Origin of the sequence: Candidatus Phytoplasma oryzae, from assembly GCF_003263355.1 — a bacterium.
Classification (GTDB): domain Bacteria; phylum Bacillota_I; class Bacilli_A; order Acholeplasmatales; family Acholeplasmataceae; genus Phytoplasma; species Phytoplasma oryzae_B.
In genome coordinates this window covers 1-14,127 of sequence record NZ_JHUK01000007.1, presented here as the reverse complement: position 1 = coordinate 14,127, position 14,127 = coordinate 1, and the positions used below count along the sequence as shown (strand labels likewise).

The 14,127-nt window shown below is 20.6% G+C and carries 11 protein-coding genes; 8 read left to right on the top strand and 3 right to left on the bottom strand.

The genetic code is table 11. The annotated features are described in order from the left end of the window. The first annotated feature begins 573 nt into the window (after nt 1-573). From asnS to thrS, 8 genes are all read left to right on the top strand, one after another. Nucleotides 574-1,983, top strand: coding sequence for an asparagine--tRNA ligase (asnS, locus tag DH96_RS02050; protein ID WP_066540202.1), 1,410 nt, complete (start codon nt 574-576; stop codon nt 1,981-1,983). A gap of 41 nt (nt 1,984-2,024) precedes the next feature. Beyond that, a complete protein-coding gene (locus tag DH96_RS02045; RefSeq protein WP_066540203.1) occupies nt 2,025-3,119 on the top strand; it encodes an ABC transporter ATP-binding protein in 1,095 nt (364 codons plus the stop codon). Then, nucleotides 3,120-4,061, top strand: a complete 942-nt coding sequence (locus tag DH96_RS02040) for a carbohydrate ABC transporter permease (RefSeq protein WP_066540205.1) — start codon at nt 3,120-3,122, stop codon at nt 4,059-4,061. It begins immediately after the preceding gene. 155 nt (nt 4,062-4,216) lie between these two features. After that, entirely contained in the window at nt 4,217-4,963 is a 747-nt protein-coding gene (locus tag DH96_RS02035) for an ABC transporter permease subunit (RefSeq protein WP_235590201.1), read from the top strand. Then, the gene (locus tag DH96_RS02030; RefSeq protein ID WP_066540210.1) at nt 4,947-6,578 is read left to right on the top strand and encodes an extracellular solute-binding protein; all 1,632 of its coding nucleotides are present in this window, start codon (nt 4,947-4,949) and stop codon (nt 6,576-6,578) included. Before DH96_RS02035 ends, DH96_RS02030 begins: the two co-directional genes overlap by 17 nt. Before the next feature lie 34 nt (nt 6,579-6,612). After that, the gene (locus DH96_RS02025; protein WP_066540213.1) at nt 6,613-7,569 is read left to right on the top strand and encodes a DHH family phosphoesterase; all 957 of its coding nucleotides are present in this window, start codon (nt 6,613-6,615) and stop codon (nt 7,567-7,569) included. A 42-nt stretch (nt 7,570-7,611) separates the two neighbouring features. Continuing rightward, nucleotides 7,612-8,982, top strand: coding sequence for a tRNA uridine-5-carboxymethylaminomethyl(34) synthesis GTPase MnmE (gene mnmE / locus DH96_RS02020; protein WP_066540215.1), 1,371 nt, complete (start codon nt 7,612-7,614; stop codon nt 8,980-8,982). Between the two features lie 93 nt (nt 8,983-9,075). Continuing rightward, nucleotides 9,076-11,013, top strand: coding sequence for a threonine--tRNA ligase (gene thrS / locus DH96_RS02015; protein WP_066540216.1), 1,938 nt, complete (start codon nt 9,076-9,078; stop codon nt 11,011-11,013). A gap of 186 nt (nt 11,014-11,199) precedes the next feature. On the opposite strand, the gene DH96_RS02010 is transcribed toward thrS, so the two are convergent. The 3 genes from DH96_RS02010 to DH96_RS01995 form a co-directional block, all read right to left on the bottom strand. Continuing rightward, nucleotides 11,200-11,895 (bottom strand): hypothetical protein, encoded by a 696-nt coding sequence (locus DH96_RS02010; RefSeq protein ID WP_066540217.1) that lies wholly within the window; start codon nt 11,893-11,895, stop codon nt 11,200-11,202. A 314-nt stretch (nt 11,896-12,209) separates the two neighbouring features. Continuing rightward, entirely contained in the window at nt 12,210-12,878 is a 669-nt protein-coding gene (locus DH96_RS02005; protein WP_111961382.1) for a hypothetical protein, read from the bottom strand. A 238-nt stretch (nt 12,879-13,116) separates the two neighbouring features. Further along, a complete protein-coding gene (locus tag DH96_RS01995; RefSeq protein WP_066540225.1) occupies nt 13,117-13,866 on the bottom strand; it encodes a hypothetical protein in 750 nt (249 codons plus the stop codon). Nucleotides 13,867-14,127: the final 261 nt, after the last annotated feature.

Below are 14,127 nucleotides of genomic sequence, written 5' to 3'. Positions count from 1 at the left end.
TTTTTATTTCCTAAAAAAATTATTTATTCTATTGCTAAACTATTTAAAAAATTTTAGTTTTTTTATATTTTATACCTTATTTTGAAAAAATATAAAAATTTAGAATAAAACAATATTATATTCTTTTTAACACTTCTTATAAATTATAGCATATTTCTTTTTTTTATTGGATACATAAGATAAAAAATTGTGGATATTTAATTTTCCGATTAATAATAGAAAAAATTAATAAAAAAAACTAAATTTTTGATTAAATTATATTTTAATATTATTTTTCTTGACAATCATACAAGAAATAAAATATAATTTAAATGACAATTAGATTTTATACTTATAATTATTTTTTTTAATTTAATTAATTTCTTTTTTTTTATATTTTTGATAATTAAAATAAAATTAAATATTTTAAGGAATATTTTCAAAATTAAATATTTTAAAAATTAAATATTTTAAAAATTAAATATTTTAAAAATTAAATATTTTAAAAATTAATGTGAAAAATAGTATTTTTACTAATATATTTTTTCTAAAATAATTAATATTAACAAAGAAATTAAGGATTTTATTAAAAAAATGAAAGAAACTTATTTAATAAAAAATATTTATGATAATCATAATTTGCTAGTAGACAAAGAAATTTACCTTAATGGATGGATAAAAAATTGTCGTTTTCAAAAAAAAATATTTTTTATTAATATCAATGATGGTAGTTTTGTAAAAGATTTACAAATTGTGTTAAAAAATAATGATAATATTAATTTAAATATTATTAAAGAAAATTTACAAATAGGTGTTGCAATATGTGTAAAAGGGATTTTAATTAAAACAAAAAAAACAGAACAACCTTTTGAATTATTATCTTCTCAAATATTTTTTTTTAATAAAAATTTATTATCATATCCCATTCAACCTAAAAAACATTCTAATTCTTTTTTACGCAAAATAGCACATTTAAGATTAAGAACAAGATTATTTGGTGTTATTTTCAGAATTAGAAATACAGTTACTTGCGCTATAAATAATTTTTTTCAAAATGAAGATTTTATTCAAGTCCATACGCCTATAATCACAACAAGTGATGGCGAAGGCGCAGGTGAATTATTTAAAGTAACAACATTAGATTTTAAAAAAATACCTACAAATGAAAATAAAAAAATTAATTTTAAAGAGGATTTTTTTGGTAAAGCAACTTTTTTAACTGTAACAGGACAGTTAGAAGCTGAAGCTTTTGCTATGGCTTTTAGTAAAGTTTATACTTTCGGCCCTACTTTTAGAGCTGAGAATTCTCATACTATACGCCATATATCAGAATTTTGGATGATTGAACCAGAAATGGCTTTTTTTAATTTACAAGATAATATTATAATAGCGCAAAAAATGATTCAAAATGTAATTAAATTTTGTTTAGAAAAGAATAAAACAGATTTTGAATTTTTAGATCAAAATATAGAATCTAATTTAATTAAAAGATTAAAATATATATCAGATTTAGAAAAATTTCCACAAATTACTTATGAAAATGCAATTGATATTTTGAAAAAAAATCAAATTAATTTCGAAATAAAACCTTTTTATGGTATGGATTTATATACAGAACATGAAAAATTCTTAACAGATGTTTTTTTTAAAAAACCTGTTTTTATTATTAATTGGCCTAAAGAAATTAAAGCTTTTTATATGAGAAATAATGATGATAATAAAACTGTAGCTGCTATGGATTTATTAGTGCCTAAAATTGGTGAATTAATTGGTGGTTCTCAAAGAGAAGAAAGAATAGAAATTTTAGAAGAAAAAATGAAAATATTTAATATTTCAAAAGATGAGTTAGAATGGTATTTAGATTTACGACGATTCGGTAGTTGTGTTCATTCAGGTTTTGGCTTAGGTTTTGAAAGATTTTTGCTTTTTTTAACAGGCTTAGAAAACATAAGAGATGTAATCGCTTTTCCTAGAATTTCTAAAAGTATTTCTTTAAAAAAATAACAAAATTTAAAATTATTAAAAAATGAGGAAATTTTATTTTTATGGGAATTACACTAAAAAATGTTTCAAAATTTTTTTTAAATAAAAAAAATAAACAAAAAAATTATGCTGTTAAAAATATTAATATAAAAGTTAAAACAGGAGAAATGATTAGTCTATTAGGACCTTCTGGATGCGGAAAATCTACAATTCTTTATATGATTGCCGGACTTACACAAGTAAGTGAAGGTAAAATTTTTTTCGAAAATAAAGATGTTACTAATCTTCCTCCTGAAAAAAGAGGAATTGGATTAGTTTTTCAAAATTATTCTTTATATCCTCATATGACAGTTAAACAAAATGTTATTTTCCCACTTCAAAATTTAAAAGTATCGAAAGATCAAATAGAAAAAGAGCTAAAAAGAATTGCTATTTTATCTTCTATTGAAGAATATTTAGAAAAAAAGCCCAATGAACTTTCTGGTGGTCAACAACAAAGAGTAGCTATAGCAAGAGCTTTAATTAAGAATCCTAAAGTTTTATTATTAGACGAACCTTTATCTAATTTAGATACTAGATTACGTTTAAGAATGAGAGAAGAAATTAGAAGAATTCAAAAAAAAATTAAAATAACCGCTATTTTTGTTACACACGATCAAGAAGAAGCAATGTCTATTAGTGATCAAATTTATGTAATGAATAAAGGTGTAATTCAACAAAAAAATGTACCTAAAGAAATTTATAATAATCCTTCTAATTTATTTGTAGCATCTTTTTTAGGAATTCCACATATTTCTGTTTTTAATGGTTTTTTAGATAAAAATAAAATTCAAATAGGAGAAAAAACTCTTTTTTTGCATAAAAATATCATTAACTTTAAACAAAAAGTATATGTTGCAATTAGGCCTGAGGGGTATATTTTAGAAGAAAAAGGTGTTTTAGAAGTAGAAGGAGTAGCTCTAGAAAATATCGGCAGAGAACTTATTTTAATTGGTAAAAATTCTAATTCTGTTCATAAAAATTTTCAAATTATTATTCCTACTTACAAACAAAAAGAATTAGATTTAAATAATGTTAATAAAAAAAAGTTTTATTTTAATGTTAATAAAGAAAGATGTTTTATTTTTGATAAAAAAAACGGTAATAGGATTTATTAAATGTTTGAAATAGCAGGTAAAAAAAATAAAATACATTGGTTATATTTATCTCTCACTTTATTGAGTTTAATAATTTTTACTTTTTTCCCTCTTATCAAGAGTTTAATTATTTCTTTTAATCCGGATTATGATAAGTTTAGTGATACTTTTGGTAATATAATAAATTTTAATAACTATAAATTAATTTTTCAAGATTATGATTTTCGTATTGCTTTCAAAAATACTTTAATATTGGTTTTATTTTCTGTTCCTATATCTTTATTTATAGCTTTAATGATTGCTTTAATTTTGCAAAGTATTAAAAATTATTTTTTAAAAAATTTTTTTAAAACTTGTTTCTTTTTGCCTTTATTATCTAATACTATAGTTATGGGAATGGTTTTTGGTATGTTTTTTTATCATAATTTCGGATTTGTTCCTCAAAAACCAGAAGGTTTATTTAATATTTTTTTATCTTTTTTTGGTATTAAATATCAAAATTGGATTAGTTTATCTGCTCCTTATAGTCATAAAATGTTTGTTCTTATTTTTTATAATATTTGGACAAGACTATCATTTAAAATATTTGTCTTTGTTTTAGCTTTGCAAGATATAAATAAATCTTATTATAACGCAGCTAGAATAGATGGAGCTTCAAAATGGCGTATTTTTACACAAATAACACTTCCTTTATTAATACCTATTATTTTTTATCAGTTCATTATAGAAATGCTAGCAGTTTTTAAAGAATATGAATCTATTATTGGATTATTCGGTAAAAGAGCTAATTTTAGAATTCAAACTATTGTTGGTTATATTTATGAACAATTATCCAATTCTTCTTATAACTCTTATTCTAAAGGAGCAGCAGCAGCTATGATTTTATTTTTTATTTCTATTTTTTTCACAACCATAAGTTTTTATATTTCTAAAAAAGGTGAATTTTTAAAACGTAAAAAATGAACAAAATTAATAATTACAAAAAAAAATTTTTAAAAAAATTTTTTTTTATAAAAAAAATCCGTTTTTGTGATTTTATTAAATTTATTTTTTTATCTTCTTTTGTTATTTTTTTTTCTATACCATTTTATTTAATGTTTATTTTATCTATAAAATCTATGAAAGATATTATAAATAACAATCCTTTGTTTTTACCAAAATATGGTTATTTTTTTAGTAATTATAAAAAAGTTTTTTCAGGACAATTTGCTTTTTTCAAATTTTTTTGTAATACTTTCAGAATGGTTTTTTTTTCAACTTTATTAGGTACTTTTTGTTGTATTTTAACAGCTTTCACTTTAAGCCATTTAAAATTTCGTATGAAAAATGTTATACTAATTTTATTAATATTAAGTTTGATGATAGCAAGTGAAACTTTAGTTTTAACAAATTTTAGAACAGTCACTAAATTAGGATGGGTTAATACAGGTCAAAAATCAAAAATTCCTTTTGGTATAGATCTAGCTATGATTTTTCCTTATTTGAATAATACAGTTCATACCTTATTATTAATTAAAACTTTTGAAAGAGTTCCTAAAGAAATATATTATACATCCAAAGTAGATGGTGCTAATAATTGGTATTATCTTTGGAAAATATTAGTACCTATTACTAAAGCAACTATTATTATCACCATTATTTTCAGAATAGTAGCTGCTTGGAACGCTTATGCTTGGCCAGAATTGGTAGGAGCTGAATTATTAACCAATATGTTAAGAAAAAAATTTGATTTAGAAACAGAAATAGATTCAGTAAATATTCAAATGGCAGCTTCTGTTTTGATTAATTTACCTTTATTTTTTATTTTTATTTTCTTTAAAAAATATATTATTTCTGGAGAAAGCCATAGTGGTATTAAAGGTTAATTTTAAAGATATTTTTTTGGTTATTATTATTTTTTTTATTATTTTATTTTTAATTTTAATAGATAATAAAATTAAACCCAAAACAAATCAACAAAAAATTGTAAATGATTATTTAGAATTAGAAAAAACAATGAAAAAAAATTTTTATAATGATGATTTACAAAAACAATATTTTAAAAATAAAAAAGTTAAAATTGTTTTTTGGCATAATTTGTATCCACAAGAACAAATATTAATGGATAAAATAATTAAAAAATTTAAAGAAAAATTCCATATTGAAATTTTACATTTTTCAAAAGGAAATTGGGGACAAATTTATAAAAGTATTTCTAATTCTTTACCGGTTAATCAACAACCACACCTAAGCTTATCTTATCCTGATCATGTACAATCTTATGCTAAATCTAGAAAAATAGTTCCTTTAAGTTTATTTATGGCAAATGATGAAGACTTTAAAAATAATTCTCAAGACAAGTTTTTTCCAAGTTTTTTATCTTCTGTTTCATTAGATGAAAATACAAATCATAAAGATTTTTTTTTCTTTCCTTTTTTAAAAACAACAGAAGTTATGTTTTATAATAGCAATATTTTAAAAGAAATTCAGGAAAAAGAAATTAAAGATATAGAATTAAAAAAAATTATTGATGACAAAATAAATAAAGAAGGTATTATTCAAAAACCTTTATTTTGGGAAGAATTACAAAAAATTGCTCTTGCTATAAAACAAAAAAAAACCCAAGATCAAAGTTTTATTCCTATTATTATAGAAAGTGAATCTAATTTTTTCATTATTGATAGTGAACAAAATAAAAATAGTTTACCTTCAAACAAAAAAGAAGCAGAAGACTTTTTAAGACAAAACATAATTAAAGAAAGAATGATGTATTTTAAAGAAGAATTTATTGATAAAAATTTATTAACTACTACTAAATTAAGTGGTGAAGGAAATTTACAAGATTTTTTCAAAGAACAAAAAAGTTGTTTTTTTATCTCGAGTACAAGAAGAAGTTCTAGTTTAATTAATAATAATTTTTATCCCGAAATAACTTCTTTTCCAACATCTTGTATATCAGATAACAATAAAAATGTATTTTGTGAAAGAAATTATTTATTACAAGGATCTAATATCAATTTGTTTTATTCTTCCGATCAAGATGAAATGTTAGCTTCTTGGTTATTTTTAAAACACTTAACATCTAAAGAAACATATACTAAAATTATTCAAGAAGGAACAGGAGTTATTTTTTCGAGAAAAGATGTTAAAGAAGATTTTGAAAAAATAAAATTACAAAATCAACAACATGAGAAACAAATCAAACAAGAATTAGAAAAATTTAATAATAATTTATCTGATGAAGAAAAATTGAATAAAAAAAAAAAAATATTTTATTATAAATTTATTAATTTTATTTTAGAATTTAAAGATGATATTCAAAATAAAGATCAAACTTTTTTTGCTCCATCTTTTTATGAAGGATCTGCTTTTTTTAGAAATATTTTGACAGAATTATTTATCAATATACTTGCTTTAGAGAATAATACTAAACAATATAATTTAAAAAAAGAAGTTGATTTATTATTTCAAGAAGCTATTCAAAGAATAACTATTTATTAATAAATAATTTAAGTTTTAGTAAAGGAAAATAAAAATGAATTTTATCAAACAACAAATTGAATCCTATGATACTATTATTATTCATGGACATAAAAATCCTGATGGTGATTGTTATGGATCACAAATAGGACTAAAAGAAATTATATTAACTACTTTCCCTAAAAAAAAAGTTTTTATCGTAGGAGAAATAAACAAAAAATTATCTTTTTTAGGAAAAATGGATCAAATTGATGATCAAGTTTATCAAAATGCTTTAGTATTTATAGTTGATTGTGGTCAAAGCAATGTTATTAGTGATAATAGATATAATTTGGGCAAAAAAATTATTAGAATTGATCATCATTTATTAATCGAAAATATTGGTGATTATCAATGGGTAGATAGTTCTTTTTCTTCTTGTTCTCAAATGATTTATTTTTTAAAAGAAAAAAATAATTTTAAATTAAATCCAAAAGGGGCTTTAGCTATTTATGTGGGTATAGTTTCGGATACAGGAAATTTTCGTTTTGAAAGAGTAGATAGTCAAACCTTAAAAGTAGCTTCAAATTTACTAAATTATAACTTAAATGTTTTTGAAATAGATCAAAAAATAAATTCTAAAAATGTTCAAGTTTTAAAATTTCAAGGTTATGTATTAAATAATTTTATTGCTGAAGAAGGTCTTATATATATAAAAATTTCTGAAGAAATAAGAAATAAGTTTAATCTCAAAATTGAAGATGTTGTTTCTGGCACTAATATTTTAAGTAATACCGAAAATTATCCTATATGGATGTTTATTGTAGAAATAAATAATCATTGGAAATTAAGTATTCGTACTAGTGGTCCAAGAATTGATCATATCGTAAATCAATTCGGTGGCGGAGGTCATTTTAGAGCTTGCGGTGTTATTGTAAAAACAATAGAAGAAGTAGAAAAAATTATTAATTTACTAAAAGAATCTTTTAAAACATTTCAACAACAAAAAAAGATATCTACGAATCATAAATAAGTGTATAATAATACAAGATAGAAAAATTTAAAGGTAAAAATTATGTTAGAAGATACTATTGCAGCTATTGCTACTCCTTTAGGAACAGGAAGTATTAGTATTATCAGAATTAGCGGTTCTCAATCTATAAAAAAAATTAATAAAATTTTTAAAAATTCTAAAAAAATAAATCTTTTAAAAGTACCTTCGCATACTATTCATCATGGTTTTATTTTAGATGAAAATAAACAAATTTTAGACGAAGTTTTAGTTTCTGTTTTTAAAAAACCTACCTCTTTTACCGGAGAAAATATTGTAGAAATTAATTGCCATGGTGGTATTTTATTAACTCAGCTTTTATTAGAAAGAATTTTAAGTTTAGATATCAGAATAGCTCAACCAGGTGAATTCAGTAAAAGAGCTTTTTTGAATGGGAAAATAGACTTAATACAAGCCGAATCTATTATGGATTTAATTAATGCTCAAAATAAAAACGCCATTAAATTATCTAATTTAGGTCTTCATAAAGAAACTTCAAAATTAATAAAATCTTTGAATCAAGAAATTTTAACTTTAATAGGAAAAATTGAAGTAAATATTGATTATCCTGAATACGAAGATATTCAAACTATGACTAATGAAATTATTTTCCCCTCATTAACAAAATTAATTAAAAAAATAGAAAAAATTTTAGATTCTTCATATAAAATGCGTTTATTAAAAAAAGGTATTAAAACTATAATTATCGGCAAACCCAATGTGGGTAAATCAAGTCTTTTTAATACTCTTTTAAATAAAGAAAGAGCAATTGTATCTAATATTGCCGGTACCACAAGAGATTTTGTTCATGAATATATAAACATTAATGGTATCTCATTATTATTAATAGATACAGCAGGTATTAGGAAAACCCAAGATCCTTTAGAAAAAATAGGCGTTTCTAAAACATATAATATTTTGGAAGAAGCTGAATTAGTTTTACTATTACTTGATTATAGTCAACATTTATCTGAAGAAGATGAATTTTTGTTAAAATTAACTAAAAAATATCCAAGAATTTTAGTTATAAATAAAACAGATTTATTTCCTAAACTAGATTCATCTCAATTTCAAGAAAAAATAGTTTTTATTTCTAATATTCATAAAAAAGGTCTAAATATTTTAAAAAAAACAATTATAGATTTTTTTAATTTAAATTCTATTAAAAGTGAAGATTTTAATTATTTTTCAAACGCAAGACATATTCAACAAATTAGGGTAGCTTTAGATTCTTTAAAAAATATTAAAAAAGATATTAAAAGAAATATACCTATAGATATTCATACTATTAATTTAAAAATAGCTTTTAATGCTTTGAACGAAATTAGAGGTTATCAACCGAATAATGATATTTTAATTAATGAACTGTTTAAGAAATTTTGTTTAGGAAAATAGCTTTAAAAAAATTATTTTTTTTTATTATTTATTTAATTTTATAATAATTTTTTTTAAAAAATTAAGGAGAAAAATATTTTATATTACAAAAAAATGATTAATATTCGAATAAAAAATAATAACCAAATAATAGAAAAAAAATTTTCATCTAATATTACAACTTTAGAAATAATTAAAAAAGAAAATTTAACTTTTTTAACAAAACCTGTTGCTGCATTTTTAGATAATCAATTAATAGATATAAATAAAATTTTAACAAAAGATGGATTTTTAAAAATTATAACTGAAAAAGATCAAAAAGGTTGGGAAATTCTTAACCATAGTACAGCTCATTTAATGGCACAAGCTATTAAAAGAATTTTTCCTAAATCTTTATTAGTCCAAGATTATGTTTCTTCAGAAGGTTTTTTTTGTGATATTGATTTTCAAAATAATAATGCTTCTGTAAAAGATTTTACAATGATAGAAGAAAAAATGAATCAAATTATCAAGGAAAATTTAAATATTACTAGAAAAGAAATTAATTTAAAAGAAGCTTTTAAGTTATTTATTAATAATCCGTATAAAAAAGAAACATTAGAAAAAATTTATGAATCTTTTGTAAGTATTTATATACAAGGAGAATTTTCAGATTTATGTCAAGGTCCTCATTTAATAAACACTAATTTAATAAAATATTTTAAAATTTTAAAAATATCTGGTTCTTATTTTAAAGGTGATTTAAAAAATAAAGTATTAACTAGAATTTATGGTATTTCTTTTTTTAATTATTCAGATTTATTAAAATATTTAAATGATTTAGATGAAAGAAAAGAGAGAGATCATAAAAATATTAATAAAAAACATAATTTTTTCATGTTTTCTTCTCAAGTTGGTTTAGGTCTACCTTTTTGGTTAGAAAAAGGAGCAACTATAAGAAGAATTATAGAAAGATATATTGTTGATAAAGAAATAGAAAATGATTATCAACATGTTTATACTCCTATTTTAGCTAATACTGAATTATATAAAATATCAGGACATTTAGAGTTATATCACGAAAATATGTTTCCTGTTATGCATCTTAAAAATAAAGAAGAATTAATTTTACGTCCTATGAATTGTCCCCATCATATGATGATTTTTAAAAAAAAGTTACACAGCTATAAAGATTTACCTATTAAAATTGCTGAATTAGGCATGATGCATCGTTATGAACATTCTGGAGCTGTATCTGGTTTACAAAGAACAAGAGAAATGACTTTAAATGATGCTCATATTTTTTTAACTGAAACTCAAATCAAAGAAGAATTTATTAATATTATTTCTTTAATTTTAGAAGTTTACAAAGATTTTAATATTAAACAATATTTTTTTAATTTAAGTACTAGAGATGTTAATAATAAACATAAATATTTCAATGATGATTTAATGTGGGATAAAGCAGAATCTATTTTGAAAGAAATATTAAAAAAACAAAATATATCTTTTCAAGAAAAAGTGGGAGAAGCAGCTTTTTATGGACCTAAATTAGATATTCAAGTCTTAACAGCATTAGGAAATGAAGAAACTTTATCAACTATACAACTAGATTTTTTATTGCCAAAAAGATTTAATTTAAGTTTTATAGGAGAAGATAATCAATTACATGATTTAATTGTTATCCATAGAGCTATTATTTCTACTATGGAAAGATTTGTAGCTTTTTTAATAGAACAAAATAAAGCTGTTTTTCCTTTATGGTTAGCTCCAATTCAAGCAGTTTTGATACCTATTAATAATCAATATCATTTATCATACGCATTGAAAATAAAAAAAATATTGTTAAACAAAAATATAAGAACTGAATTAAATAATAAAAATGAAACTCTAAATTATAAAATAAGAGTTGCGCAAAAATCTAAAATACCTTTTCAAATAGTTATTGGTGATCAAGAAGTTAATAATCAAACTATAACATTTAGGAAATATGGTTCTAAAGAAACTAACAAAAATATTAAAATTAATGATTTTATTAAAATTATAAATATTTTAATTAAAAATAAAAAATAATTTTATATTTAATTTTATAAAATATTTAAAAAAATGTTTTAATAATGCTCAAACTTTTTAAATTATCTAATAAAAATAAAAAGATCTTAAATTTATATTAAAAGATCTTTTTGTTTTTATTAATTATTTTTTATTTTTGATTATATTTATACTTATTTTTTATTTCTGTTTATAGAAAAACCTCTTTTATTTTTTTGTTTTAATTTTTTTTTTTGATATTTTTTTTTTAAATAAACTTGTACCTAACATTCTTCTATTTTTTTTATCAATATCTTTTTGAAAAACTGCTTTATTGTCTGATTTATTTTTTTGGTCAAAATGAAAAATTTTTTTTAAATGATTAATCATAGAATTATTCATATTTCCTTCATTTGAAAGACTTTCTTCTAATTTGTTAATCGAATCTGATTCTAAATCATTTGCTAAAATTTGATCTTCTTTATTAAATTTTGGAACTTCTACAAGACTTTCTTCTAATTTGTTAATCGAAGCTGATTCTGATTTGGAATCATTTACCAAATTTTGATTTTCTTCATTATCTTTTAGAACTGGAAATTCTTCAGATTCTTGAAAAAGATTTTTTAAACTATAATAATCACCATCAGACACTAATTCATCATCTGATTTTTCCGAAATAACTTGTTCCATATCTTCTAAAATATTATTTTCTTGACTTAAATTATTGATAATAGCGGAACTTAATTTATCTTCTGATTTAGAAAAAAATTTTTCTTTTATTTTTTCATGAAAAAAAATAAAATATATTGATACAAATGCTGATAACACTATAATAGATAATAAAACATAAAAAGAAATATTTTTATTTTTATTATTTAAATAATTTATTGAATTTTTTTTTCTTTTATTATTTATAAATTGCACCTTTTCTTTTTTAATTTTTTTAATTTTTTTAATTTTTTTAATTTTTTTAATTTTTTTAATTTTTTTAATTTTTTTAATTTTTTAATGTTATTTTAAATGTTTTTAAACATTTTGAAATTTATGAAAAATAAAATATACAAAATTTTTTAAAATAATGATTTTCTTTTAATCTTAAAAATCACTACACTAACATTATAATTATTTTTTTGTATTTTAAACATTATTTTTTTAAAAAAAAAAACTATCTTCTAAAAGATAGTTTTTACCGATAAAATAATTTATTAAAAATTCACTCTTTTATAAAAAAATCTATTTTACTCATTTGGAAAATCTGGATCATCTTGTTGTGTTTTCCAAAATAATTCGAGTGTACATATGTTTACATGTGATTCAATATTTTGTTTCGTTGATTCTAACAAAGATTCAGTTTCAACAAAACTGTGTTCATCTAACAGTTGTTGTGCAATATTCATTAAAAGTTTACATTTTAATAAAGCGCATTGTTTTGTTAATACAATAACATCATCTATATCATACATTGGCATTTGTTTATATCTTCTTTGTTCTGGATCTGTTATTTTAGCTATATCGCGATATGGCCATGGCTTAATTCCTAAACCTGAACTTAAAAGAATTCCAAAGAAATCGTTAACTAGCATTGGATCATAATAAACTTCCAATTTTTGTCGAATATCATCCATAACTTTAGCTACAATATCCTCAGTTCTTATCGCATTCAACAAACTTACTCTTTTCGAAATATAATAAGAAGGCGCATTCAAGTCCAAATTTGATTTTAATTTCAATTTAGTTAACTTAGGAGTAGTAATGCTTTCTTGATTATTAAAAACCTCACTTTCTACTAAACCTGAAGCAAAAACATGAGAAGGAACAAATAATGATATCAATATAAAAACAAATATTGAAATCCATGAAATATAAATAAATAAATTTTTATGAATCATTTTACTTATATTAAACAAAATCTTAAACCTCCTATTTTATTTTTTATAAATAAAAAACAAATTTTAAAGATTTATTTAGAAATTGTTCTTCAAGAACACAAGTATAATAACATCTTTTTTATATATAAACAAAAAATAACTTACTTTAACTCTATATACATTATTTTATCTTAAAATAAAAAATAAAATATACATTTTGAATAAATAAGTCTGAAAAAACCAACTTAATTTTTTTAATTTAATGAAATAAACTACATTAGTCAAAATCAATATCTTTTAATTCTTCTATCGTAAAACAATTAGAATCTTTTAATTCTTTTTGAGAACAACCAAGAGATTTTAACTCTTTAGCGCTAAATCCATTTTCTTTTAACACTTTTATAGTATATTGAGCTTGTTTAAAATCATCATAATTTTGAAAATATTCAAAAATAATACCATATTCTTTTAAATCTTTAATATTATATCCCATTTCTTCTAATTCTGAAAAAGTTAAATTACATTCTTTTATATTTTTTATATTTGTATTAGGAATATTTTTAGCTAATACACAATTTCCATTTTTTTCGGTAATTTTATAAATTTTGTTAGTATTACCGTCATATTCGGTTATTCTACCATTTTTATCTATTTTTTTAACAATAATATCACTTAAATTTTGAGGATCATATTCAAAGATATTGCCATGAGGATCTTCTTTTCTAAGTATTCGATTTGTTACTAAACTACGAAACTCTACACTACCATCTTTTTGTGGAAATGGATAAGTCAAACTTTTTAATCTTTTATTTTCCTCTAATAATACTTGATTTTGTTGAATAATAGGTTCTAATGATTCTTTAAAATTTTTAGAAACATCTATATCTTGTATTTGTTTTCTCAAATTTTTTTCTCGAATAAAAATAAATAAAGATATAGATATAAAAGAAACTACTAATAAAAATGACAAATAATGATTAATTAAAGAAACATTATTTTTTTTAGAATTTAAATACTCATTTTGCATTATTCTTTAACCTCTGAATAATAAATTTTAATTTTTAATAAAAGATCAATTCATAAAAAATATTTCATACAAAATCTCAATTATTTTCTAATGAATTTAAAATAAATATCATTATAAATATCATTAATAAATAAAAAAAATTAAACTTTTAATTACTAAATAGTTAAAATTAAATTTTAATTTTTAAACTATAAATAATAATACTTAATATTTTTAAAATTATAACATAAAAATATTTTAAATCAATAATTAAAAATTAAA

Bases quoted from the DNA above. Each gene is read 5' to 3' on its own strand.
- DH96_RS02025 (WP_066540213.1), top strand. From the start codon at position 6,613: ATGAATTTTATCAAACAACAAATTGAATCCTATGATACTATTATTATT.
- DH96_RS02035 (WP_235590201.1), top strand. From the start codon at position 4,217: ATGAAAGATATTATAAATAACAATCCTTTGTTTTTACCAAAATATGGT.
- DH96_RS01995 (WP_066540225.1), bottom strand. From the start codon at position 13,866: ATGCAAAATGAGTATTTAAATTCTAAAAAAAATAATGTTTCTTTAATT.
- DH96_RS02040 (WP_066540205.1), top strand. From the start codon at position 3,120: ATGTTTGAAATAGCAGGTAAAAAAAATAAAATACATTGGTTATATTTA.
- DH96_RS02045 (WP_066540203.1), top strand. From the start codon at position 2,025: ATGGGAATTACACTAAAAAATGTTTCAAAATTTTTTTTAAATAAAAAA.
- mnmE (WP_066540215.1), top strand. From the start codon at position 7,612: ATGTTAGAAGATACTATTGCAGCTATTGCTACTCCTTTAGGAACAGGA.
- asnS (WP_066540202.1), top strand. From the start codon at position 574: ATGAAAGAAACTTATTTAATAAAAAATATTTATGATAATCATAATTTG.
- thrS (WP_066540216.1), top strand. From the start codon at position 9,076: ATGATTAATATTCGAATAAAAAATAATAACCAAATAATAGAAAAAAAA.